A 21,670-nucleotide genomic window follows, 5' to 3' on the forward strand; every position below is an offset into this window, starting at 1 on the left:
CCTCCACCTGCGGCCGGGGAGGACCAGCACCCGTGCGGAGTGCCAAGGGCCGTGGCAGATTCCGTGTACCTCGAAGTGAAGAAGTAAGGACTACAGCAGTGGCTGACACCCTCAAGGAAATCCTGCTCGACTCCAGCAGGCGTCCGGCCGTCGTGACCGATCTGGGAAACCTGGTCGACGAAGAGGTTGCGGACAAGGGCGGCGTCTCCGGTGCCGTGATCAAGACCGGCTTCGCCGCGGTCAAGAAGATCAAGCCGGGCATCATCGGCTCTGCCGTCGACAGCCTGCTGGACGACTTCACCGCGAAGCTCGAGCCGTTCTACGCGGACTTCAAGGGCAAGGGCGGCGGCGACTTCGGCGCCTACCTGTCCGGCCGGGGTGACGAGGCCGCCGACGCGCTGCTCGGCGTCACGGACGCGCGCGCCGAGAGGAGCAGCCGGGACAGCATCAAGAAGGTCTACTCGAAGCTGCGCCCGAACGGCAAAAAGAACGTCGAGGAAGCGCTTCCCCGGCTCGGCCAGCTGATCGACAAGCACGCGGCCAACGCCTGACGTTCGCACGAAAACCGTTGAGGCCACCTCCGTTTCGGAGGTGGCCTCAATTGGTTTCGCCCTCGGGTCAGTTGTTCTTCTGCTCCGCGGGAGAGGTGTTCGCCGCCTGGCCGTTGCTGGACTGCGTCGGCTCGGCGGGAGCCGGCGTCGCGCGCGGGGGCTCGGTGGCGACCGGCGGCTCCTGCTTGCTCTTCAGCACGTAGACAGCGCCGGCGGCGACCACGCCGACGCCCAGCAGCCACGGCCACTTGCGGCGCTTGTGCTCGCCCTTGGCTGCGGCCTTGGCCTCGACCACCGCGGCCTTGAAGTCCTTCTTCGCGGTCTTGAACTCGCGCTTGGCCTTGCGCTTCGACTCACCGGCCGTCTTCGCGGCCTGGATGGCGGCCTTGCGTGCCTTGCGGCCGGGCTTGCGCATCTCGGCGAGCCTCGCGGCAGCCTCCTTGCGCGCCTCCTTGCCGGCCTTGGCCAGCTCCTTGCGCGTCTTGCCGGACTTCTTGGCCAGGTCCTTGCGTGCCTTGCGGCCGCGCTTCCCTGCTTCTTTCCTGGCCTCTTCGGTGTTCTCGGCGAGCAGTTGCTCGGCCGCCTGCGCCGCCTTGGCGGTCGCCTCGGCACCCGCCTTACCGGCCTCCACGGCACGGTCACGCAGGCCCAGCAAGCCGGTCTTGACCGACTCACCGACCGAGTCTGCGGCTCGGGTCATGGCCTTCACCTCGTCAATCGTTCGGACTACCGTTGTTTCCCTGTTACCTATCCTGCCCGTTTCCGGCGGATCTCGCTGCGGATGGCACGATGAGTCTCGTGACTGAGAGCAATGAATCCCTCGTTGGTGCGAAGGTGGCCGCCGTGCTGCACACCAACCACGGTGACATCCGGCTGAACCTCTTCCCTGATCACGCCCCCAAGACCGTGGCCAACTTCGTGGGCCTGGCCGAAGGGACGAAAGAGTACACCCAGCCCAACGCCAAGGGCGAAAAGTCGGGGCCGTTCTACGACGGCTCGGTCTTCCATCGCGTCATCTCCGGCTTCATGATCCAGGGCGGGGACCCGACCGGCACCGGTCGTGGCGGACCGGGCTACCGGTTCGGTGACGAGTTCCACCCGGAACTGCAGTTCAACCGTCCTTATCTGCTGGCGATGGCGAACGCGGGGCCCGGCACCAACGGCTCGCAGTTCTTCGTCACCGTCGCGCCGACGACCCACCTCAACTTCAAGCACACGATCTTCGGTGAGGTGGCCGACCAGGACTCGCAGAACGTGGTCGACGAAATCGCCAACACCGCAACCGGCGTCGGTGACCGTCCGCTCGAGGACGTCGTCATCGAGAGCGTCGAAATCCAGCGCTGAGAGCACGGCGGAATCTGAGGCTAGCCTGGAAGTACTGTGACCCAGCCTCCTCATCCCCAGACCCCGCCGACCTCCGCACTGCCCGGCTGCTGGTGGCATCCCACCCGGCAGACCGGCCTGAGCTGTGTCCGCTGCGGCCGGCCCGCGTGCCCGGATTGCCTGCGTGAGGCGTCCGTCGGTGCCCAGTGCATCGATTGCGTGCAGGCCGGCCGCAAGCAGGAGCGTGCGCAGCAGCGGAGCCGCCCGATCCCGGCCGGCGCGCGCACGGTCGCGGGCGCGAAGCTGTCGACCAACCTGGCTGTCACGCCCACCCTGATCGCGCTGAACGTGCTCGTATACGTGTTCACGGCGTTCCAGGCGAAGAGCGTGATGGACAACGACACCGCGACGGTGTTCCGGGACTGGGTGCTGTGGCCGCGCGCGGTGGCGGGGGAGAGCGAGTGGTGGCGGCTGTTCACCTCCGGCTTCCTGCACTACGGGCTTCTGCACATCGCGGTGAACATGTTCTCGCTCTGGATACTGGGGCGGGACATGGAGATCCTGCTCGGCAAGGTCCGGTTCGCCGCCGTGTACCTGCTGTCGCTGTTCGGCGGCGGCGTATCGGTTTATCTCTTCGACGACTCGAACCGCGCCACGGCAGGCGCCTCCGGGGCGATTTACGGGCTGCTGGGCGGAATTCTCATCGCGGTGATCCGGTTGCGGCTCAACCCGGCCGCCGCGATCGGGACCATCGTGCTGAACATCGTCATCAGCGTCTCGGTGCCGAACATCTCGCTGCTCGGCCACTTCGGTGGGTTCGTCGTGGGCGCGCTGGTCACCGCGGCGATGGTCTACGCGCCCGCGAAGAACCGGGTGGCCTGGCAGTCCGCCGCGGTTGCCGTCGTGCTGGTTGCCTTGGTGGCGCTGGTGTTCTACGGGAACGCCCAGCTCGCGGGCGTGACCTGCCAGTACGTTCAGGGGCAGCTGGGCTGTACGCCGCCCAGCGGTTAGCCCTGGAGGCGGGCCAGCTCGTCGTGTACGTCGCGTGGGTCGGCGCCCAGCTCCACCCAGCCGAACACGAACAGCTGCTCGCCCGCGGAAACCTCCAGTGTGGTGCTGTCCCGGGTGAGGCGGCGCGTCTGCCGCAGGGCCACGTGCGTCCCGGCCCAGGGCAGCTCGTGCGCGCCGCTGAGCGTACGGACGCGGACGCCGTGCTCGTCGGCGACCAAGCGGGGCCGGACGAGCATGCCGTGCAAGGACAACAGCACGAGGACGACGGTGGCGATGCCGAACAGCACGTCGCCGAGCCGATCTTCGTACAGCAGCGTGCCGGCCAGCGCGACGGCCGCCGCGAGCCAGCCCACGGCGACGAGAGCGGGCTTGGGCGCCCAGCTGACCGAGGAGTTATCCACAGGAGTTATCCACAATGGGGATGAGTCACACCGGTGTAATTCGCTGTCAATCGGCCGTTCGGAGTATCTCTGTGAACACTTGCCGAACTAGCGCCAGCGCATCGTCATCAGCAGGCCGACGATCATGAGCGCGAACCCGATGGCGAAGTTCCAGTTGCCGAGGCCGGCCATGAACCCGATCTTGTCGCCGGCGATGTAGTTCACCACCAGCCAGGCGAGCCCGATCAGCATCAGCCCGAACATCACGATCTTGTAGACCGGGTGCGACGGCCCGGCGGCGCGCACCTTGACCGGGGTACGCCGGTCGGCAGGCGGGGTGTACGCCGTCTTCTTGCGAACCTTGGACTTGGGCATCGGGAACCTCGCGTGATCGGGTGACTCCTGGGGGACGCGCTGCCTCCTCGGGCGCATCCACCTCTCCCATCACACGTTAACGTAAGCGAGTCCTGGAGAGGAGCGTGCGTGGCGATCCTGGAAGCACCGCCGCCGAAGAGATCGGGCGGCCGCGGTGGCAAAGTCGTGCGGACCATCGGCGAGCTGCTGATCACCGCCGGTCTCGTGGTGCTGCTCTTCGTCGTCTACGAGCTGTACGTGACCGATCTCTTCTCCGCGCAGAAGCAGGCCAGCGCCGCGCAGAGCCTGGACGACGACTGGGCGCAGGGCCGCGAGCTGCACCCCGAGCTGATCGACGGGAAGGCCTTCGCGAAGCTCTACATCCCCAGCTTCGGCGCCGACTACCACTTCACCATCCAGGAGGGCACCGACGCCGCGGCGCTCGAGGTTGGCCCGGGGCACTACAAGGGCACGGCGCTGCCGGGCGAGCCGGGCAACTTCTCGGTCGCCGGTCACCGCGTCGGCAAGGGCGCGCCGTTCAACGACCTCGACCTGCTCCAGTCCTGCGACGCGATCGTCGTCGAGACGCAGACGGACTTCTTCGTGTACCGCGTGATGCCGCACGAGGACGAAATCGCCGGCTGGGCCGACGGCAAGGGCAAGCAGCCCCAGTGCGCGCATGTCGGCACGCTGCGTACGAGCGCGCCGGACGGCGGCCCGTACGGCAAGACAGTGGGCCGCGAGGTCGTGTTGCCGACGCAGGGCGACGTGGTCGCTCCGGTGCCGCACCAGACCGCCGACGTGCTGCCCGCCGCGCAGCAGGTGGCGCTGCTGACGCTGACCACCTGCCACCCGCAGTTCTCGGACAAGCAGCGGCTCGTCGTGCACGCGGTGCTGACGAACCAGTACCCGAAAACGCCGGGCGCCACGTACGCCCAGCTGCTGCAAGCCATCGGGGAGGGCTGATGTACGCGTGGATCTGGCGCCACCTGCCAGGACCGGTGGCCGCGAAACTCGTGCTCGCGATCGTGCTGGTCCTGGCGGTGGCCGCCCTGCTGTTGTTCGTGGTGTTCCCGTGGCTGGACCCGATGCTGCCGTTCAACCAGGTGTCGGTAACCAACTAGGCGCGAACCAACTAGTCGCGGCTGACGCGGACCATCTCGTCGCGCTCGACCACCTTCACGCGCTCGCGGCCGTGCGGCTCGCCGAGTGAGCGCTCGTGCGCGTCGAGCTTGCCCCAGCCTTCCCAGGTGGTGAACGGGATTCCGCGCTCCTCCAGGAAGCCGAGGATCGCGTCCGGGTCGCCCTCCTTGGGCTCGGCGGGCGCGTCCGCGAGGAGGTTCGCGATCGTTTCGGCCGCGTCGCCCTTGGTGTGCCCGATCAGCCCGACCGGGCCGCGCTTGATCCAGCCCGTGACGTACACGCCGGGCACCTGGTCGCCGTCGATGTCCAGCACACGGCCGCCGTCGTTGGGCACGGTGCCGGTGTTGTGGTCGAACGGGACTTCGGGCAGCGGCGACGAGAGGTAGCCGACCGCGCGGTAGACGGCCTGCACGTCCCAGTCGTGGAATTCGCCCGTGCCGCGCACGTTCCCGTCGCCGGTCAACTCGGTGCGCTCGGTGCGGAGGCCGGTGACGCGGTCGGTGCCGAGCACCTCGGCCGGGGAGTGGAAGAAGTGCAGGTGCAGCCGCTTCGGCCGGTCGCCCTGGTCGCGGATCGCCCATTCCTGGACGGTCTTCACCACCATGTCGACCTGCTTCGAACCGCGGATCGCGGCCATCGAGCCCTCGTCGAACTCGATGTCCTCCGGGTACACGATGACCTCGACGTTCGGCGAGTGGTCGAGCTCGCGCAGCTCCATCGGCGTGAACTTGGCCTGCGCGGGGCCGCGGCGGCCGAACACGTGCACGTCCGTGACCGGGCTGGCCTTGAGGCCCTCGTAGACGTTCGGCGGGATGTCCGTGGTCAGCAGCTCGTCCGCGGTCTTGGCGAGGATGCGCGCGACGTCCAGTGCCACGTTGCCGACACCGAGGACGGCGACGCTGGTCGCTTCCAGCGGCCAGGTCCGCGGCACGTCGGGGTGCCCGTCGTACCAGGACACGAAGTCGGCGGCGCCGTGGCTGCCGGGCAGTTCGATGCCGGGGATGTCCAGCGCCCGGTCGCTCATCGCGCCGGTGGCGAAGATGACCGCGTCGTAGAACTCGCGCAGGTCGTCGAGTTTGATGTCGGTGCCGTAGTCGATGTTCCCGAGCAGGCGGATGCCCGGTCGGTCCAGCACCTTGTGCAGGGCGGTGACGATGCCCTTGATCCGCGGGTGGTCGGGGGCGACGCCGTAGCGGATCAGGCCGAACGGCGCCGGCATGCGTTCGAAGAGGTCCACGCTGACCTGCACGTCGGACTTGTCGAGGATGTCGGCGGCATAGATACCGGCAGGACCGGCACCGACGATGGCAACGCGTAGGCTCACCCTTCCACGGTAAAGTGAGGTGACCCTAACTTTCACTGTGATATCGAGTACCATCCAGGATCCGGACACCGGTAGCCTTGCTGCCATGCGCGTTCTCGTCGTCGACAACTACGACAGCTTCGTCTACAACCTGGTGCAATACCTGGCGCAGCTCGGCGCCGACTGCACGGTGTGGCGCAACGACGTCGTGGACATCGAACGCGTCACAGAGTTCGACGGCGTGCTCGTCTCGCCCGGCCCCGGCACGCCGGAGCGGGCAGGCCAGAGCATCGAGGTGGTGCGCCGCTGCGCCGACACGAGCACGCCGGTGCTCGGAGTCTGCCTCGGGCATCAGGCGATCGGCGTGGCCTGGGGCGCCACGGTCGATCGCGCGCCGGAGTTGTTGCACGGCAAGACGAGCCAGGTCCACCACGAGGGTGCCGGGGTGCTGGCCGGGCTGCCGGATCCGTTCACGGCCACCCGCTACCACTCGCTGACCGTGCTGCCGGAGACGATCCCGGCCGAGTTCGAGGTCACCGCGCGCACCGAATCCGGTGTGGTGATGGGCATGCGCCACCGCGAGCTGCCGGTCGAGGGCGTGCAGTTCCACCCCGAGTCGGTGCTCACCGAACGTGGGCACCGGATGCTGGCCAACTGGATGGCAGGCGCCGGGTACCCGGTCGAGAAGTCCATTGTGGACGGATTGGTGGCTCAGGTCGAGTCGCTGCAGAAGGCCGCGGTTGCGTGAACGCGCTGCTCCGCCTCCACGGAGTCGGCAAGCGCTACGGACGGGGCCGCGCCGTACTCGACGGCCTGGACCTCGAAGTCGAAGCCGGGCAGGTGCTCGGGGTGGTCGGCACAAACGGTTGCGGAAAATCCACCCTGCTGCGGATTCTGGCTGGCGTTTCGCGGCCGACGGAAGGCGTGCGCGCCGGTTCGCCGTCGCTCGGGTACGTGCCGGACAGGTTTCCGGCCGCCACCCGGATGAGCGCGCTGGGCTACCTACGGCACCTCGGCCGGATCAGCGGTTTGTCCACTGTGGACGAAAGGGCGGTCGCGCTGCTGGAACGGCTGGCGCTCGAAGGCGGGCCGAAGGCGCCGATCCGCCGGCTGTCCAAGGGGAACGCGCAGAAAGTCGCGCTGGCACAGGCCTTGCTGGGTGATCCCGAGCTGCTCGTGCTCGACGAACCGTGGTCCGGGCTGGATCCCGCGGCGCACGGCGTGCTCGGCGAGCTGATCGCGGAGACCAGGGAGCGTGGTGCCGCGGTGGTGTTCACCGCGCATCGCGAGGACGTGGCCCACGACCACGCGTCCCGCGTTTTCCGGCTCACCGAAGGAAAACTCCGCGCTGTCGAGGCGTCCGACGAACACGGGCCCTGCGCCCGGATCCGGTTGCGCGGGCCCGGTAGCGGCGACTGGTCCGGCGAGCCCGGACTGTTCGGCATCACCGTGAACGGCGAGCACCTCGACCTGACCGTCGCGGCAGGCCGTTCCGACGCGATCCTGCTGACCGCGCTGCGCCGCGGCTGGTCCGTGGTCGCCGTGGACACCCCGGTCGCGAAATGATCCGGTACCAGCTGGCCCTGCTCCTGCACACCCAGCGCTACGTGCCGCCCCTGCTGGCGTACCTGCTCCTGCTCGGCATCCTCTACACCGACGTCGGCGCCGTGCCGGTGCCCGAGCTCGCGGTGAGTGCCGGCGCGCTGTCCGTCGTCGCGTGCTGGCTGACGATCGCGTTGGTCGACGCGGAGGATCCGGTGCAGCGGCTGATCACGCTCGTGCACGCACGCCGGGTTTCCCAGCTGCTGCTCGGGATCGCGTCGACCGCGCTGGCCCTCAGCGCGGTGGCGACGGTCGTTTCACTGGCGTGGTCCTCGCTCGAGCACCACGGGCTTTCGGCGGGAGACCTCGGCCTCGGGCTGCTGGCGCACCTCACGTGCGCGTGCACCGGGATCGCGATCGGGCTGCCCTGTTCCCGCCTTCTGGTGCCGCGCATCGGTTACACCGTCATGGCGGCGCTGGCCGGGCTTGTCGCCGTGCTGCTGATCCGCTGGCTCCCGCTGATCAACCCGATGTTGCGCGCCATGACCTCCGGCTCATCCGTGACCGGCGCCATCCTGTGGTGCCTCGTCGTCTCTGCCGCGGTACTCGCGCTTTCCGCCACCGTCACCGGGTTCGTTCACCAGCGTCGCAACTGAAAGAGGCCCAGGGCAAGCTGCCCTGGGCCTCATTCAGTCATCCGTGTCGATCAACCGCCGTTGCTGCCGGGGAAGAGCCCGCCGCTGGTCGGAATCGTCGGTGTGGTGGGGTTGGTGCTCCCACCGCCGCCGCCGTCGCTGCGTTCCCCGATGATCAGGGTGATCGTCTGGTTCTTGGCGATCTGCGACCCCGCCGTCGGCGAGGTCTGCTGCACGATGCCGTCCTGGTCCCGGTCGGTCACCTTGGTGGCCTGGTAGTTGATCTTCCCGTCCCAGCCGGCCTGCGTCAGCGCCGCCATCGCGTCTTCCTGCGTCTTGCCGACCAGGTTCGGCATGCTGATCTGCTGCTGCGAACCGTCGGACACGTAGACGGTGATCGTGGCGCCCTCCGGCTGCTGGCCGGCGTTCGGCTTCTGGTTCACCACCGTGTTCTCGGGTTCGGCACTGGCCTGGGTCTGCTTGCTGACCTTGAAGCCCAGCGCCTTCAGCCCGGCCTCCGCCTCGGAGTACTGCTTGCCGGTGAAGTCGGTGACGGTGACCATGTTCGGCGTCTTGCCGACGGTGATCTTCACCGTGGTGCCCTCGTCGACCGTCGTGTTCGCGTCGACGCTCTGGTCCACGACCTTGCCGTACTGGTTCGGGTCGCTGACGTCGACCTCTTCGACGTTCGGGTCGAGGTACAGCCCGGCCTGCGTGAGCGCCGTCTGCGCGTCCTGCTGGGACTTCCCGGTCAGCGAGGGCACGCTGACCTGCGCGGGCTTGGCGCCGACGCTGAGCTTGATCTCGGTGGTCGCGCTGACCGACACACCGGAGGCCGGGTCGGTCGAGAGCACCCTGCCGATGTCGTCCGGCGAGCAGGACGAGGTGCCGTTCTGCTGCATCTTGCAGGGCACCTGCACCGGCGTGACGTTGGTGAAGCCCTTCGCCTTCAGCTGCTCCACCGCCGTGTTCTGCAGCTGGCCGCGCACGTCGGGCACCGCCACCGTGGCCGGCGGGCTGTCGAACGCACCGGCCAGCCACAGGATGAAGGCCAGCAACGCGAGGCCGATCACGGAGAACGCGGCGATCGTCCAGCCGCGGCGCTTGCGACGGCGCGCGGCGTCGTCCTCGTCCGCCCCCGGGTACTCGTCGTAGTCCGCGGCGTGCCCGACCGGGCCGCCGCCGTTGAGCACCTGGGTGCGCTCGTCGGCTGTCATCACCATCGGCGCGGACGGCCGCTGCCCGGACAGCACGCGCACCATGTCCGAGCGCATCTCCGCGGCCGACTGATACCTGTTGGCAGGCCCCTTGGAAAGCGCTTTCAGCACGATGGCGTCCAGCTCGGGGGAGACCGCCGGGTTCACCGTGGACGGCGCCTTCGGGTCCTCCCGGACGTGCTGGTACGCCACCGCCACCGGCGAGTCACCGGTGAACGGCGGCTCCCCGGTGATCAGTTCGTACAGCACGCAACCGGCGGCGTAGACGTCGCTTCGCGCGTCCACACCCTCGCCGCGTGCCTGCTCCGGGGAGAGGTACTGGGCCGTACCGATCACCGCGGCCGTCTGCGTCATCGCGGCCTGGCCGTCGTGCATCGCGCGCGCGATGCCGAAGTCCATCACCTTGACCGCGCCGTGGTTCGTGATCATCACGTTGGCCGGTTTGACATCGCGGTGCACGATGCCGTGCCGGTGCGAAAAGTCCAGCGCGGCGCAGACGTCCGCCATGACCTCCATCGCCCGCTTCTGCGACATCGGGCCTTCGGTCTTGACGATGTCCCTCAGCGTCCGGCCGCTGACGTACTCCATCACGATGTAGGGCAGCGGACCGTACTCCGTCTGCGCCTCACCGGTGTCGTACACCGCGACGATCGCCGGGTGGTTGAGTGCCGCCGCGTTCTGCGCCTCGCGGCGGAAGCGTTCCTGGAACTGGGGATCACGGGCCAGATCGGCACGCAGGATCTTCACCGCGACCTCGCGCCCGAGCCGGACGTCGGTACCGTGGTGGACCTCGGACATGCCGCCGTAGCCGAGCGTGTCGCCCAGTTCATAGCGGTTGGACAGCATTCTGGGTGCGCTCATCGGGGAAAGCCGTTCCGTTCCGTCCAAGATTTACTCATCATGCCCTGTACGTGGTCTGTTGGGTGGGAGGCGGTTGTCTGCTCGGCAGCACATCGGACGTGCCGAGCCTGCCTCCTGGCGGCGGGTTGTCATCGTCTGACGGGCTGAGCAGTTTCGGCAGTAAGAGCACCGCCGCCACCACCAGCCCGACGAACAACACGGCGAGCACCACCCACAACGCCGTCAGGTTCCGCCGCCGTGGGGGGACCGGCATCGGTACGACACCGCTCGGGTGGCCCATCGGCGGCGGGGGCACCGGCTGCATAGCCGGCTGTGACACCGGGCCCACCGGGGAGATCGGGGCCGGCATCGGGTTGTGGACCTGGTACGCCTGCACCAGCCCGGCCGGTGCCGGCAGCGGATGGCCCGCGCGCACGGCGGCCGCGGCGGCGGCGAACTCGCCACCGTTGCCGTAGCGCTGCCGCGGATCCTTGACCAGGGTCGCCTCGATCAGCGCGCGCACTCCCGGCGGCACGTCGGGCGGCAACGGCGGCGGCACGTCGCGGATGTGCATCATCGCGACCGTCACCGAGTGCTCGGACAGGAACGGGCGGTGCCCGGCGAGACATTCGTAACCGCACACCGCGAGCGAATACACGTCGCTGGCCGGGCCGGCGTCGTGGCCCAGCGCCTGTTCGGGCGCGATGTAGTGGGCCGTGCCCATCACCATGCCCGACCGCGTCACCGGTGCGGCGTGCGCGGCCTTCGCGATCCCGAAGTCGGTGACCTTCACGGTTCCGGTCGTGGTGACGAGGATGTTGCCCGGCTTGATGTCGCGGTGCACCAGCCCGCGCTCGTGCGCCGCCTGCAGCGCGTTGCCCGCCTGCTCGAGGACGTCCAGCACGCGGTCCGCGGCCAGCCTGCCTTCGCGCGCGAGGATCCCGGCCAGCGGCTCGCCCTCGACGAGCTCCATGACCAGGTACGCGATCGAATGCTCGTTCGCGTCGTTCGCATCGGCGGTCGATTCACCGTAGTCGTGCACGGCCGCTATCCCGGGGTGGTTCAGCGAGGCCGTGGTGCGGGCTTCGGTGCGGAACCGGTGCAGGAACTCCGCGTCACCGGACAGTTCCGCCTTGAGGATCTTGACGGCGACGGTGCGGTCCAACCGGGTATCGCTGGCCTGCCAGACCTCGCCCATCCCACCGACGGCGATCCGGCTGACCAAACGGTAGCGATCCGCTACCAGCTGACCCGTGGACAGCATCCGCTACCCACCCCCGAGCTGGGCGTTGATCGCGGCGCGGCCGATCTCGGCCGCGACGGTGCCACCGGTGGCCTCGAGGCCGCGGTTACCGCCGGACTCCACGATCACCGCGACCGCGATCTGCGGGTCGTCGGCCGGGGCGAACGCGGTGTACCAGGCGTGCGGCGGGGTGTTCTTCGGGTCGCTGCCGTGCTCGGCGGTGCCGGTCTTGGAGGCGATCTTGATGTTCGACTTCTTGCCGCCGCCCTTGGTGTTGTCCTCCGAGGCCTCCATCATCTGCTTGAGGATCTCGGCGTTGGACGAGGACAGCGCGGGCTCGCCGGTCAGCTCCTCCGGGGTGAAGCCCTCGAGGTCGGACAGGTCGGGCGCGAGCAGCTTCTTCACCAGCTGCGGCTTCATCGCCATCCCCCCGTTGGCGATGGTGGCGGCCAGCAGCATGTCCTGGATCGGGGTCAGCTGGACGTCCCGCTGCCCGATGCCGGACTGGTAGAGCGCGGCGGTGGAGTCGAGCGCGCCGAGGCTGGACGCGGCGACCTTCTGCGGGATGGCGAGGTCGGTCTGGCCGATGCCGAAGTTCGCCGCCGTCTGGCGCAGCTTTTCGGCACCGAGCTGGCCGGCGAACGTCGCGAAGGGAACGTTGCACGAGTGCGCCAGCGCGGCCTGGAACGTGGTGCCGGGGCACACTTCGCCGCCGTAGTTCTCCAGGGTGGTGCTGGTACCGGGCAGGGTCACGTTCGGCGCGTTGCTGACCGGCGTGTCCGGGGTGGCCCCGTTCTCCAGCTCGGCGGCGGCGACGACCAGCTTGAACGTGGAACCGGGCGGGTACGTCTCCGAAATCGCCCTGTTCAGCATCGGGTTCTTCGGGTCGTTGCTGTACTGGTTCCAGGCCTGCTGCTGGGTGGTGCTGTCGTGCGAGGCCAGCGCGTTCGGGTCGTAGGACGGGGTGGAGACCATCGCGAGGATCTCGCCGGTCTTCGGGTTCATCGCCACGACCGCGCCGGTGTAGCCCTTGGCCATCATCGCGTTGTAGGCGGCCTGCTGCACCGCGGGGTTGATCGTCAGCTGCACGTTGCCGCCGCGCGGATCCCGGCCGGTGACCATGTCCGACAGGCGGCGCACGAACAGGCGCGGGTCGGAGCCGTTGAGGATGTCGTCCTCCGAGCGCTCCAGGCCGGCGGAGCCGTAGCGCACCGAGTAGTAGCCGGTGACCGGGGCGTAGAGCGGGCCGTTGATGTAGCGGCGCTGGAACTTCAGCTTGTCGTCGGTCGGCGTGACGTCGGCGATCACCTGGCCGTTGAACTGCGACACGAGGCTGCCGCGCTGGCGGGCGTACTCGTCGAGCAGCACGCGCTGGTTGCGGGAGTCCGTGCGGTAGTCGTCGGCCTTCACCACCTGGATGTAGGTGATGTTGACTAGCAGCAGCACCACCATGACGAGCATGGCGATGCCGACTCGGCGCATGGGTTTGTTCACTGGGCACTCCCCGGTTCGGTTCCGCCAGACGGGGGCCGCTGCACCATCACGGTGTGCGCCTCCGCGAGCGGGGCCTGTTGCTGCTGCGCCTGCTTCGGCCGCGGCTTCTGCGCCGGGCGCCGTGCCGCGTCCGAGATCCGCAGGAGCAGCGCCACCAGGATGTAGTTGGCGAGCAGCGAGGAGCCACCGTACGAGAGGAAAGGGGTGGTGATACCCGTCATCGGGATCAGCTTGGTCACCCCGCCGACGATCACGAACACCTGCATGACGATCGCGAACGACAGCCCGCAGCCGAGCAGTTTGCCGAAGGTGTCACGCACCGCGAGCGCGCTGCGCATCCCGCGCGTGGCCAGCAGCAGGTAGACGATCAGGATCGCGGCCAGTCCGACGAACCCGAGCTCTTCGCCCAGTCCGGCGGTGATGAAGTCGGTGTTGGCCTCGGGCACGATCTCGGGACGGCCGGCGCCGAGCCCGGTGCCGCCGACACCGCCGGTGCCGAGGCCGAACAGGTCCTGCGCGATCTGGTAGCCGCCGCCGGGGTCGTAGTAGGTGGCCAGCGGGTCGATCCAGTTCGCCACGCGCTGCTCGACGTGCGTGAACAGCTTGTACGCGATCAGGCAGCCGATCACGAAGAAACCGAGCCCGGTGACCACCCAGATCGCGCGCTCGGTGGCCACGTAGATCATCACCAGCACGATGCCGAAGAACAGCAGCGAGGTGCCGAGGTCCTTCTCGAACACCAGCACCAGCAAGCAGACCGCCGCGGCGATGAGCAGCGGGCCGAGGTCACGCGCGCGCGGCAGCTCCACGCCGAACACCTTGCGCCCGGCGATCATGAACAGATCTCTTTTCGCCACGAGGAAAGCGGCGAAGAAGATCATCAGCAGGATCTTCGAGAACTCACCTGGCTGGATCGACAACCCTGGCAGCTTCAGCCAGACCTTCGCGCCGTTGACCTCGGACAGCGAACTGGGCAGCAACGCGGGCAGCGCCAGCGCGATGATGCCGACGAGGCCACAGGTGTAGCCGTAGCGCGTCAGCGTGCGGTGGTCCCTGACCCAGAACAGCACGGCGAGGAACAGCGCCAGTGAGAGCGCCGTGAACAGCACCTGCCGGGGCGCGACGCTGGTGTAGTCGTCACCGCTCTGCGTCGCCTTCTCGGCCATCGCCAGGTCGATCCGGTAGATCATCACCAGGCCCAGGCCGTTCAGCAGTGCGACGCACGGCAGGATCAGCGGGTCCGCGTACGGAGCCCAGCGCCGGACGGCCAGGTGCGCGATCCCGAACAACGCCAGGTAGGCAAGGCCGTACCAGACGATCGAGAACGAGAGCTCCTGTTCCTGGTTGGCCTGGACCAGAACGAACGCGCAGGTGACGATGAACGCGGCGAAACCGAGCATGGCTAGCTCGGTGCCGCGCCGCGTCGGGAGTTCGCGCTGCGGGTTGCTCTGGTAGACCGCGGCGGCCGGGTCGGGCACGGACGGCTGGCTCATCAGCCACCGCCACCGGTGGGTGGTGTCGTGCTCGTGCAGCCCGCCGCCTGCCCGGTGGTCGGGGCCGCTGGATCCGTCGACTGCTGCGAGCAGTCCTGGAGTGTCTTGTAGCGCAGGAAGTTGTTGATGTAGTCACGCGCGGACTGCAGGCTGTCCTTCTTCACGCCGTTGCGGACCGCCGTCTGCGCGTCCTGCTGCAGCTGCGAAACCTTGAGCACGTCGCACAGCGAGCTGCCGCTCGGGCACGATCCCTCGGCCTGCTGGTGCAGCTGCAGGCCGAGGATGCTGCCCGGCACCCCGCGGAACACGGCGACCTCGGAGTTCGCGCCCTCGCCGACGTAGTACTGGCTGAGCACGAAATACCTGGTGGCGATACCACCCGCGGCGAGTAGCACCAGCACCAGGAAGATGCCGACGAACCAGCGCCAGCGCTTGCGGCGCTTGGCTTTCGGGTCCGGTGGCGGTTCGCTCTGCTGCTGCGGCGGGGCCGGCGGAGGCGCCGTGAGCGCCCTCGCTCTGGCCGCCGGCGAGTCACCCTGGTGGTACTCGTCGCTGCCGTCACCGGCGGCGCCCCCGACGATCGGGGCGTCCTCACCGAAGTCGACGTCGACGATGTCCGCGACCACCACGGTCACGTTGTCCGTGCCGCCGCCCTTGAGCGCCAGCTCGATCATCCGGTCCGCGCAGTCCTGCGGATCGGGGATCTGGATGGCCTCGGCGAGCGTCTCGTCGCTGACCATGCCGGACAACCCGTCCGAGCAGAGCAGGTACCGGTCACCGGCGCGGGCCTCGCGGACCACGAGCGTCGGTTCCACCTCGTGTCCCGTAAGCGCTTTCAGCAACAGCGAGCGCTGCGGGTGGGTGGCCGCCTGGTCGGCGGTGATGCGGCCCTGTTCGAGCAGCTCGTTGACGAAGCTGTCGTCACGGGTGATCTGGGAGAACTGGCCGTTGCGGTATTGGTAGGCGCGCGAGTCGCCGACGTGCACCATGCCCATCCGCGAGCCGGAGAACAGCATCGCGGTGAGTGTGGTGCCCATCCCGTCGAGGTCAGGGTCGTTGGCCACCAGTTCCGAGATCGCGGCGTTGCCGCCGGCGACCGCATCTCTCAGTAGGGACAGCAGGTCGTCACCCGGCTCATCGTCGTCGAGCGGGGCGAGGGAGGCGATCACGACCTTGCTGGCGACTTCACCGGCGGCGTGGCCACCCATGCCGTCGGCGAGTGCGAGCAGGCGTGGGCCCGCGTACACCGAGTCCTGGTTGCTCGATCGCACCAGGCCACGGTCACTGCGGGCCGCATAGCGAAGGACGAGTGTCATGGGCGAAGCTCGATCACCGTCTTACCGATCCGGATGGGGACCCCCAGTGGAACTCGGAGGGGTGCAGTGACCTTAGCCCGGTCGAGGTAAGTCCCGTTTGTGGATCCCAGATCTTCCACGTACCAATCCGCTCCGCGCAGCGAGAGGCGCGCGTGCCGGGTCGAGGCGTAGTCGTCGTCGAGCACCAGGGTGGAGTCGTCCGCCCTGCCCAGCGTGATGGGCCGTCCGTCCAGCGCGATCCGGGTTCCGGCCAGCGCCCCGTGCGTCACGATCAGCTGCCGGGGCGACTTGCCGGTGCCCTTGGGGCGCTGTTTGTCCTTGTTCCGGCGCAGGCCGGGCACCGCCACCTTGAGTCCGGAGGCGGCGTACAGATCCGAACGCACCACCCGCAAAGCGGCAAGCACGAACAGCCAGAGCAGGACGAGAAAGCCCACTCTGGTGAGTTGAACGACCAGCTCTGGCACTTGTTGTGTCAGCTCCCGCCTTCATCTGCTCCCACCCCGCGACACGGGTTCGCCACGGGGTCCCGCAGGGTAATTCTGCGGGACTCGGGAAATCAGCTTCCCAGGGGCTCGGCCGAGCGCAACAAGTGGCTGGTCGACTCAGCCCTGGGTGCGGAAAACCAACGACGAATGACCGACCCGGATCACGTCTCCGTCGGCCAGCTGCCACGTCTGCACGGGGGTGCCGTTGACCGTGGTGCCGTTCGTGGAGCCGATGTCCGCCAGCGTCGCGCTCTGGCCGTCCCAGGTGATCTCCAGGTGGCGGCGGGAGACGCCGGTGTCCGGGAGCCGGAAGTCCGCGTCCTGGCCGCGGCCGACGACGTTGCCGCCCTGCTTCAGCGAGTAGGTGCGGTTCGAGCCGTCGTCGAGCTGGAGCGTGGCCGCCAGCTGGCGGTTGCCACCCTGCACCGCGGGCGGGGCGTAGCCCTGCTGGGCGTACGGGTCCGGGCCACCGGCGGGCGGTGCGTAGCCGCCCTGCGGGGCGCCGCCGTAGCCGCCCTGCGGGGGCTGGCCGTAGCCCTGGTCGTAACCGGGCTGGCCGCCGTAGCCGCCTTGGTCGTACCCGCCCTGGGGCTGGCCGTAGCCCTGGTCATAGCCGGGCTGGCCGCCGTAGCCGCCTTGGTCGTACCCGCCTTGCGGCTGGCCGTAGCCCTGGTCATAGCCGGGCTGGCCGCCGTAGCCGCCTTGGTCGTACCCGCCCTGGGGCTGGCCGTAGCCGCCCTGGTCGTATCCGCCCTGTCCGTAGCCGCCCTGGTCGTAACCCGGCTGGCCACCGTAGCCGCCCTGGTCGTAACCGGGCTGGCCCTGCTGTCCGTAGCCGTACTGGCCCTGCTGGCCGTACGGGTCACCCTGGTCGTATTGGCCGTAGCCGGGGGGCTGGCTCATTGCTGGGTCTCCTGCGTTGCTGGGTCGTGCTGGCCGTCCTGGACCCGAGACGCCCTTCGGGGTGACGTCCGGGTCGACGGATGAACGGATCTTGAATTGTCCAGTATGCAGCGCCTCGTTGCGCTCGAGCGAGACTACGACGTCACCATAGGTGTCCCAGACGTGCTCGGCGAGGTGCTGTCGTACTGCTTCCGTGAGCGCCCCGGTGACTCGCTGTTCATCGCCGGCCATCCGGTCATGGTCGGTCGGCCCCAAAGACACGACGTAGTGATTCGGGGCGAGCAGCCTGCCACCGGCCAGCTCACGAACGTTCTCCTCGCTCTCCCGCTCCAGGGCGGTGGCCACCTCCTGGGTGACCACGTTGCCTCCGAACATCCGCGCGAAGGTGTTACCTACCAGGCTCTCCAGGCGCCGATCAAACCGTTCAACTCGGCCCACCGGGTGTTGCCGCCTCCTTCACGCGTGTGCTTTCGCACCCGATCCTATCGGGATCTGCGCCTGCTGACACCGACCCCGCGAAAACCGCCCGAAGGGGCCTGATACGCTTTGCTGGCTGTCGAGGCGACTCGGGCGAGTGGCGGAATGGCAGACGCGCACGGTTCAGGTCCGTGTGTCCGAAAGGACGTGAGGGTTCAACTCCCTCCTCGCCCACCGAAAAAGCCCCCTGGTTCACCAGGGGCTTTTCTCGTGGGGTGGATCACAGTGCTCCTGGCGCAGGGTGCACAACCAGTTCGATGGGGAAGCTGAAGCGGTTGTGCAGGCCCGTGACATCGGAGAAGTCCACTTTCGCTCTCCGAGAAACTCCTGACCGCGAATGGCTGGCAGCCCGACGAATTACCGGTGAGCCTGGCTGGCGCTCGTGCAGCGACGGCAAGCAATTGGGCGATCGGGGGGCGCGGATCGACCGCGTTTCGCGCCCAGCGCCTGCCGGTAGGACTCGCGCAGCGGCAGGCCTCACCGAGGTCGCCGCCGTAACTGGCCGCGATCGCGAAATCCGGTTTCCGCCAGCCGGGTGGCCGCCGTGGTGTTGTGCACGACGGCCAGTACCGTCCGCTCCGCGCGCACCGTGCTCCAGCGCTCAACCGACACGACGGCTGAGTTCAGGCGCGGGACCTCAGAAGTTGATGTTGCCCTGGATGTCGCGGGCCTGCACGACCTTGCCGCTGACGTTCCCGAGATCTGGTTGAGCACCCCGCCGGACTCGACGTGCTGCGCGTACTCGGTGCGCAGCGCGGCGGCGAACTCGGGATCCGCCTTGCCCGCCTCCTCCAGCCGCTCGGCGACGGCGGTGATCGTCTCGGGCTTGTCCTCGCTCGCGGCCTCCAGTTCCGCGATCGCCTTCGGATCCTTGCTGAACTTCTTCTTGACCAGGTCGAAGAGGGTGGTCGCGGCCTTGGTCGACAGCGCCGTGGCGATGGAGATCAGAATCGGCTCAGGCATGGGTCAAACCCTAGCTACGGAGTCCAGTCCGCGTTGGCGCCACAAAGAAGAACGCACGGAAGCGCACCGGGCACCCGGCCGGCAAGGAAGGCCGCGAAGGGGACAGCCGCGGCCGGTTCCACCGCGAGGCGGAACTCGTGCCACAGCCTGTCGCGCGCCGCAAGGATCTCGTTCTCGCTGACCAACACCGACTGCACGTTGTGGCTCGACAGGACGGCGAAGGGCGCTTCGCCGACGCGCGTGGCCCCGAGGGCCGAAGACGCGACGGAGTCGACCTCGGCGTCGACCGGTTGTCCGGCTTCGAGCGCCTGGTGCAGGCACGAGCACCGCTCGGGCTCGACAGCGACGGTCAGCCTGCCGCCGGCGCCCAGCGCTGTGCCCGCCGCCAGCCCGCCACCGCCGACCGCGACGGCGATCGCGTCCACGTCCGGCGCGTCCGCGACGATCTCGGCGGCCACCGTGCCCTGGCCCGCGATCACCGCCGGGTCGTTGTACGCCTCGACGTAGCGCGCGCCGGGCGCAGCGGCAGCTTCGTGCGCGGCTGCGGCCGCCTCGGCGTAGCGATCGCCGACGCGGACCAGCCGGGCGCCCGCCTCTTCGATCCGGCGCGCCTTCCCTGCTGGAACCGAGTTCGGCACGAACACCGTGGCGGGCAACCCGAGGATCGCGGCCGCCGTGGCCACCCCAATGCCGTGGTTCCCACCGGACGCGGTCACCACTTGTTCCGGCAGCGGGCCGGTGAGCAGCGAGTTCAGCGCGCCGCGCAGTTTGAACGAGCCGGTGCGCTGCAGCTGTTCGAGCTTGAACACGAGCGGCCTGCCGTCGGCCTCCGCGCGCAGTAAGGGCGTCCGGCGAACGTGCGGGGCGATCCGCGCGGCGGCGGCTTCGGTGGAAAGGGTGGCTGTCATACCTCCACTCTGGGCCGCCGAAGCCATCAGCTGCCAGCCGAGGAGGACTGGATTTCCGGCCCCCGAAGCAGGTGGTCACGATGGTGGCCCTGCTCCGGGAGGCCGCGACTCCTGACTAGCCGACCTCGACCAGGTCGACCACGAAGATCAACGTCTCGTTCGGCTTGATGACCCCGCCCGCGCCGCGTTCGCCGTAGGCGAGGTGCGGCGGGATGACCAGCTTCCGGCGGCCGCCGACCTTCATCCCGACCACGCCCTGGTCCCAGCCGGGGATGACGTGCCCCTGGCCCAGCGGGAACCGGAGCGGCTGGCCCCGGTCCCAGGACGCGTCGAACTGCTCGCCGCTGGAATGCGAGACGCCGACGTAGTGCACCGAAACGACCTGACCGGCGTTGGCCTCCGCGCCGGTGCCCTCTGTCAGATCGGTGATCTCCAGTCCGGCGGGCGGCGGGCCGTCGGGCCGGTCGACCTCGGGCTTCTCCAATGCCATGTGTAACTCCTCGTCTTTCGGTCGGTGCACGGTATCCAGCTGAGACCCGGATCGCATCACGACACGGGTGCGGCCGCGGCTTCCGTACGCTGGCGCCGAACACCGGACAAGGAGCACTGATGAACGACTGGTCGCCGCGCACCCGCGCGATCGCCGCGGGCAGGCCCGCCGGGGCCGGGAAGCCGCTGAACACGCCGATCGTCCCGGCGAGCACCTTCTACGCGGGCGGCGACCACACCTACGCCCGCGAGGAGGGCACCCCGACCTGGACCGCGCTGGAAGAAGCGGTCGGGGCGCTCGAAGGCGGCAAGGCGACTTCGTTCGCGTCGGGGGTCGGCGCCGTCGCGGCGGTGCTCGACCTGTTCCCCGCCGGGGCGCAGGTGGCGGTGCCGACGTTCAGCTACGCGGGCACGCGCGGGTTGCTCGACCACGCCGCCGAGATGGGCAGGCTGAAGGTGCGCCGGATCGACCCGGCCGACACCGCGGCATGGGCCGTCGCCGCCGAAGAGGCCGACCTGCTGTGGATCGAGTCGCCGACCAACCCGACGCTGGAACTGATCGACATCGCCCCGCTCGTCGGGCATCGCGCCCGCGTGGTGGTGGACAACACCTTCGCCACCCCGCTCGGTCAGCAGCCGCTTTCCCAGGGCGCGGACATCGTGGTGCACAGCGCGACCAAGCTGATCGGCGGGCACAGTGACCTGCTGCTCGGGATCACGGTCACCGCCGACGACGCGCTGGCCGAAGAGCTCGTTCACGCGCGCACCCGCACCGGCGCCACTCCGGGCGCGCTCGAAGCGTGGCTCGCGCTGCGCGGGCTGCGCACTCTCCCGGTGCGCTTCGCCGAGCAGTCGAAGAGCGCCGCGCTTCTGGCCGAGCGCCTCGCCGAGCATCCGGCCGTGACGAAGGTGGCGTACCCCGGCCTCGGCACGATGATCGCCTTCGAGCTGCCCGACGCCGAAGCCGCGGCGAAGGTCTGCGAATCGCTCGAACTGATCGTGCACGCCACCAGCCTCGGCGGGGTGGAGAGCCTGATCGAACGGCGTGCGATGTGGCCGGGCGACGCGCACGTGCCCGCCGGGTTGCTGCGGTTCAGCGTCGGCCTCGAAGACCCCGAAGACCTCTGGCGAGATCTGCGGAACGCACTCGGTTAAGCGACGTTCCTGTTGTACTGCAGCTGGTCCGCGTCGAGGTGCCAGCTCAGGATGCGGCGTGGGTGGATTCGGATGGTCTCGTTCGAAAACCACTCGCCGCCGTAGGCGGGTTTGTGCCCGGTGACCAGTTCGGCGGTGCCGCGGATCTCGATGCCGCGACCCCAGCCGGGTTTCACCGCGCCGGGCTCGTCCGGGGTCATGTCGTCGATCACGAACGACACCCGCGGGTTGGCCGCGATGTTGCGCCATTTCTGGCTCTTGGACAGCTCGGGCCCGCCGATGTCGATCGTGCCGTCGGAGTTCACTTCGAAGCCGAGCGGCCTCGACTGCGGGGAGCCGTCCGGTGCGACGGTCGCGAGCCGGCCCAGCGACTGGGTCTTCAGGTAGCCGAGCTCGTAGTCCGTGAAGATCATGCCTCGACCCTAGAACTTCGAGTTAACTAGAG

General features: G+C 68.9%; 24 protein-coding genes and 1 tRNA gene. 10 read left to right on the forward strand and 15 right to left on the reverse strand.

Going from position 1 to position 21,670, the window contains the following annotated elements:
• Positions 1 to 98 precede the first annotated feature (98 nt).
• Positions 99 to 551, forward strand: a complete 453-nt coding sequence (locus FPZ12_RS00455; RefSeq protein WP_144745374.1) for a DUF6918 family protein — start codon at positions 99 to 101, stop codon at positions 549 to 551.
• A gap of 67 nt (positions 552 to 618) precedes the next feature.
• Here FPZ12_RS00455 and FPZ12_RS00460 read toward each other — a convergent pair whose 3' ends face one another.
• Positions 619 to 1,251, reverse strand: a complete 633-nt coding sequence (locus tag FPZ12_RS00460) for a hypothetical protein (RefSeq protein WP_144745375.1) — start codon at positions 1,249 to 1,251, stop codon at positions 619 to 621.
• Between the two features lie 89 nt (positions 1,252 to 1,340).
• Here FPZ12_RS00460 and FPZ12_RS00465 point away from each other — a divergent pair, with 89 nt between their 5' ends.
• Together FPZ12_RS00465 and FPZ12_RS00470 are read left to right on the forward strand one after the other, a co-directional pair.
• Positions 1,341 to 1,895, forward strand: coding sequence for a peptidylprolyl isomerase (locus tag FPZ12_RS00465; RefSeq protein ID WP_144745376.1), 555 nt, complete (start codon positions 1,341 to 1,343; stop codon positions 1,893 to 1,895).
• Positions 1,896 to 1,931: 36 nt separating this feature from the next.
• Positions 1,932 to 2,885: a rhomboid family intramembrane serine protease gene (locus FPZ12_RS00470; RefSeq protein WP_144745377.1), complete on the forward strand. Its 954-nt coding sequence runs from the start codon at positions 1,932 to 1,934 to the stop codon at positions 2,883 to 2,885.
• Here FPZ12_RS00470 and FPZ12_RS00475 read toward each other — a convergent pair.
• Both FPZ12_RS00475 and crgA read right to left on the reverse strand, forming a co-directional pair.
• On the reverse strand, positions 2,882 to 3,286 hold the full coding sequence (locus FPZ12_RS00475) for a PH domain-containing protein (protein ID WP_144745378.1): 405 nt from the start codon (positions 3,284 to 3,286) through the stop codon (positions 2,882 to 2,884). The two genes, FPZ12_RS00470 and FPZ12_RS00475, sit on opposite strands and share 4 nt — an antisense overlap.
• A gap of 87 nt (positions 3,287 to 3,373) precedes the next feature.
• The gene (gene crgA, locus FPZ12_RS00480; protein ID WP_144745379.1) at positions 3,374 to 3,640 is read right to left on the reverse strand and encodes a cell division protein CrgA; all 267 of its coding nucleotides are present in this window, start codon (positions 3,638 to 3,640) and stop codon (positions 3,374 to 3,376) included.
• Between the two features lie 108 nt (positions 3,641 to 3,748).
• On the opposite strand from crgA, the gene FPZ12_RS00485 reads away from it, so the two are divergent.
• Positions 3,749 to 4,585: a class E sortase gene (locus tag FPZ12_RS00485; protein WP_144745380.1), complete on the forward strand. Its 837-nt coding sequence runs from the start codon at positions 3,749 to 3,751 to the stop codon at positions 4,583 to 4,585.
• Positions 4,585 to 4,743 (forward strand): hypothetical protein, encoded by a 159-nt coding sequence (locus FPZ12_RS45415; RefSeq protein WP_166462506.1) that lies wholly within the window; start codon positions 4,585 to 4,587, stop codon positions 4,741 to 4,743. The genes FPZ12_RS00485 and FPZ12_RS45415 overlap by 1 nt, the downstream gene beginning before the upstream one ends.
• Positions 4,744 to 4,754: 11 nt before the next feature.
• On the opposite strand, the gene FPZ12_RS00490 is transcribed toward FPZ12_RS45415, so the two are convergent.
• A complete protein-coding gene (locus FPZ12_RS00490; RefSeq protein WP_144745467.1) occupies positions 4,755 to 6,068 on the reverse strand; it encodes an FAD-dependent oxidoreductase in 1,314 nt (437 codons plus the stop codon).
• A 103-nt stretch (positions 6,069 to 6,171) separates the two neighbouring features.
• On the opposite strand from FPZ12_RS00490, the gene FPZ12_RS00495 reads away from it, so the two are divergent.
• Genes FPZ12_RS00495 through FPZ12_RS00505 form a run of 3 tightly spaced genes read left to right on the forward strand, consistent with a single transcriptional unit; the run spans position 6,172 to position 8,263 of the window.
• Positions 6,172 to 6,813, forward strand: coding sequence for an aminodeoxychorismate/anthranilate synthase component II (locus FPZ12_RS00495; protein WP_144745381.1), 642 nt, complete (start codon positions 6,172 to 6,174; stop codon positions 6,811 to 6,813).
• A gap of 5 nt (positions 6,814 to 6,818) precedes the next feature.
• Complete coding sequence (locus tag FPZ12_RS00500) at positions 6,819 to 7,631, forward strand: ABC transporter ATP-binding protein (protein WP_144745468.1); 813 nt, start codon at positions 6,819 to 6,821, stop codon at positions 7,629 to 7,631.
• Positions 7,628 to 8,263 (forward strand): hypothetical protein, encoded by a 636-nt coding sequence (locus tag FPZ12_RS00505; RefSeq protein ID WP_144745382.1) that lies wholly within the window; start codon positions 7,628 to 7,630, stop codon positions 8,261 to 8,263. Before FPZ12_RS00500 ends, FPZ12_RS00505 begins: the two co-directional genes overlap by 4 nt.
• A gap of 50 nt (positions 8,264 to 8,313) precedes the next feature.
• Here FPZ12_RS00505 and pknB read toward each other — a convergent pair whose 3' ends face one another.
• The 7 genes from pknB to FPZ12_RS00540 all read right to left on the reverse strand — a co-directional run bounded on the left by pknB (position 8,314) and on the right by FPZ12_RS00540 (position 17,671).
• Positions 8,314 to 10,320: a Stk1 family PASTA domain-containing Ser/Thr kinase gene (pknB, locus tag FPZ12_RS00510; RefSeq protein ID WP_144745383.1), complete on the reverse strand. Its 2,007-nt coding sequence runs from the start codon at positions 10,318 to 10,320 to the stop codon at positions 8,314 to 8,316.
• A gap of 37 nt (positions 10,321 to 10,357) precedes the next feature.
• Positions 10,358 to 11,563 carry a serine/threonine-protein kinase gene (locus tag FPZ12_RS00515; protein WP_144745384.1) on the reverse strand — a complete coding sequence of 402 codons (1,206 nt, stop codon included), beginning with the start codon at positions 11,561 to 11,563 and terminating at the stop codon, positions 10,358 to 10,360.
• A gap of 3 nt (positions 11,564 to 11,566) precedes the next feature.
• Entirely contained in the window at positions 11,567 to 13,036 is a 1,470-nt protein-coding gene (locus FPZ12_RS00520; protein WP_144745385.1) for a peptidoglycan D,D-transpeptidase FtsI family protein, read from the reverse strand.
• Entirely contained in the window at positions 13,033 to 14,529 is a 1,497-nt protein-coding gene (locus tag FPZ12_RS00525; RefSeq protein ID WP_144745386.1) for an FtsW/RodA/SpoVE family cell cycle protein, read from the reverse strand. The genes FPZ12_RS00520 and FPZ12_RS00525 overlap by 4 nt, the downstream gene beginning before the upstream one ends.
• Complete coding sequence (locus tag FPZ12_RS00530; protein ID WP_144745387.1) at positions 14,529 to 15,845, reverse strand: PP2C family protein-serine/threonine phosphatase; 1,317 nt, start codon at positions 15,843 to 15,845, stop codon at positions 14,529 to 14,531. Before FPZ12_RS00530 ends, FPZ12_RS00525 begins: the two co-directional genes overlap by 1 nt.
• Positions 15,842 to 16,309: an FHA domain-containing protein FhaB/FipA gene (locus FPZ12_RS00535; protein WP_144745388.1), complete on the reverse strand. Its 468-nt coding sequence runs from the start codon at positions 16,307 to 16,309 to the stop codon at positions 15,842 to 15,844. Before FPZ12_RS00535 ends, FPZ12_RS00530 begins: the two co-directional genes overlap by 4 nt.
• 138 nt (positions 16,310 to 16,447) lie before the next feature.
• Positions 16,448 to 17,671 (reverse strand): DUF3662 and FHA domain-containing protein, encoded by a 1,224-nt coding sequence (locus FPZ12_RS00540; protein ID WP_144745389.1) that lies wholly within the window; start codon positions 17,669 to 17,671, stop codon positions 16,448 to 16,450.
• A gap of 130 nt (positions 17,672 to 17,801) precedes the next feature.
• Between FPZ12_RS00540 and FPZ12_RS00545 the strand changes: the two genes are divergently transcribed.
• Positions 17,802 to 17,884, forward strand: a tRNA-Leu gene (locus FPZ12_RS00545).
• Positions 17,885 to 18,187: 303 nt separating this feature from the next.
• Here FPZ12_RS00545 and FPZ12_RS00550 read toward each other — a convergent pair.
• From FPZ12_RS00550 to FPZ12_RS00560, 3 genes are all read right to left on the reverse strand, one after another.
• Positions 18,188 to 18,673 carry a hypothetical protein gene (locus tag FPZ12_RS00550; protein WP_243769596.1) on the reverse strand — a complete coding sequence of 162 codons (486 nt, stop codon included), beginning with the start codon at positions 18,671 to 18,673 and terminating at the stop codon, positions 18,188 to 18,190.
• A 14-nt stretch (positions 18,674 to 18,687) separates the two neighbouring features.
• On the reverse strand, positions 18,688 to 19,581 hold the full coding sequence (locus tag FPZ12_RS00555; protein ID WP_144745390.1) for a serine/threonine dehydratase: 894 nt from the start codon (positions 19,579 to 19,581) through the stop codon (positions 18,688 to 18,690).
• 115 nt (positions 19,582 to 19,696) lie between these two features.
• On the reverse strand, positions 19,697 to 20,071 hold the full coding sequence (locus FPZ12_RS00560) for an FKBP-type peptidyl-prolyl cis-trans isomerase (RefSeq protein WP_144745391.1): 375 nt from the start codon (positions 20,069 to 20,071) through the stop codon (positions 19,697 to 19,699).
• Positions 20,072 to 20,190: 119 nt separating this feature from the next.
• Between FPZ12_RS00560 and FPZ12_RS00565 the strand changes: the two genes are divergently transcribed.
• On the forward strand, positions 20,191 to 21,225 hold the full coding sequence (locus FPZ12_RS00565) for a trans-sulfuration enzyme family protein (protein ID WP_144745392.1): 1,035 nt from the start codon (positions 20,191 to 20,193) through the stop codon (positions 21,223 to 21,225).
• Here FPZ12_RS00565 and FPZ12_RS00570 read toward each other — a convergent pair.
• The gene (locus tag FPZ12_RS00570) at positions 21,222 to 21,638 is read right to left on the reverse strand and encodes a PPOX class F420-dependent oxidoreductase (protein WP_144745393.1); all 417 of its coding nucleotides are present in this window, start codon (positions 21,636 to 21,638) and stop codon (positions 21,222 to 21,224) included. The two genes, FPZ12_RS00565 and FPZ12_RS00570, sit on opposite strands and share 4 nt — an antisense overlap.
• Positions 21,639 to 21,670 lie beyond the last annotated feature (32 nt).

It is taken from the genome of Amycolatopsis acidicola, assembly GCF_007713735.2.
GTDB lineage: Bacteria > Actinomycetota > Actinomycetes > Mycobacteriales > Pseudonocardiaceae > Amycolatopsis_E > Amycolatopsis_E acidicola.

Coding starts and splice junctions, on each gene's coding strand:
- crgA (WP_144745379.1), bottom strand. CDS start 3,640: ATGCCCAAGTCCAAGGTTCGCAAGAAGACGGCGTACACCCCGCCTGCC.
- FPZ12_RS00565 (WP_144745392.1), top strand. CDS start 20,191: ATGAACGACTGGTCGCCGCGCACCCGCGCGATCGCCGCGGGCAGGCCC.
- FPZ12_RS00505 (WP_144745382.1), top strand. CDS start 7,628: ATGATCCGGTACCAGCTGGCCCTGCTCCTGCACACCCAGCGCTACGTG.
- pknB (WP_144745383.1), bottom strand. CDS start 10,320: ATGAGCGCACCCAGAATGCTGTCCAACCGCTATGAACTGGGCGACACG.
- FPZ12_RS00550 (WP_243769596.1), bottom strand. CDS start 18,673: ATGCCTGAGCCGATTCTGATCTCCATCGCCACGGCGCTGTCGACCAAG.
- FPZ12_RS00465 (WP_144745376.1), top strand. CDS start 1,341: ATGAGTCTCGTGACTGAGAGCAATGAATCCCTCGTTGGTGCGAAGGTG.
- FPZ12_RS00515 (WP_144745384.1), bottom strand. CDS start 11,563: ATGCTGTCCACGGGTCAGCTGGTAGCGGATCGCTACCGTTTGGTCAGC.
- FPZ12_RS00525 (WP_144745386.1), bottom strand. CDS start 14,529: ATGAGCCAGCCGTCCGTGCCCGACCCGGCCGCCGCGGTCTACCAGAGC.
- FPZ12_RS00570 (WP_144745393.1), bottom strand. CDS start 21,638: ATGATCTTCACGGACTACGAGCTCGGCTACCTGAAGACCCAGTCGCTG.
- FPZ12_RS00530 (WP_144745387.1), bottom strand. CDS start 15,845: ATGACACTCGTCCTTCGCTATGCGGCCCGCAGTGACCGTGGCCTGGTG.
- FPZ12_RS00555 (WP_144745390.1), bottom strand. CDS start 19,581: ATGACAGCCACCCTTTCCACCGAAGCCGCCGCCGCGCGGATCGCCCCG.
- FPZ12_RS00560 (WP_144745391.1), bottom strand. CDS start 20,071: ATGGCATTGGAGAAGCCCGAGGTCGACCGGCCCGACGGCCCGCCGCCC.
- FPZ12_RS00460 (WP_144745375.1), bottom strand. CDS start 1,251: ATGACCCGAGCCGCAGACTCGGTCGGTGAGTCGGTCAAGACCGGCTTG.
- FPZ12_RS45415 (WP_166462506.1), top strand. CDS start 4,585: ATGTACGCGTGGATCTGGCGCCACCTGCCAGGACCGGTGGCCGCGAAA.
- FPZ12_RS00495 (WP_144745381.1), top strand. CDS start 6,172: ATGCGCGTTCTCGTCGTCGACAACTACGACAGCTTCGTCTACAACCTG.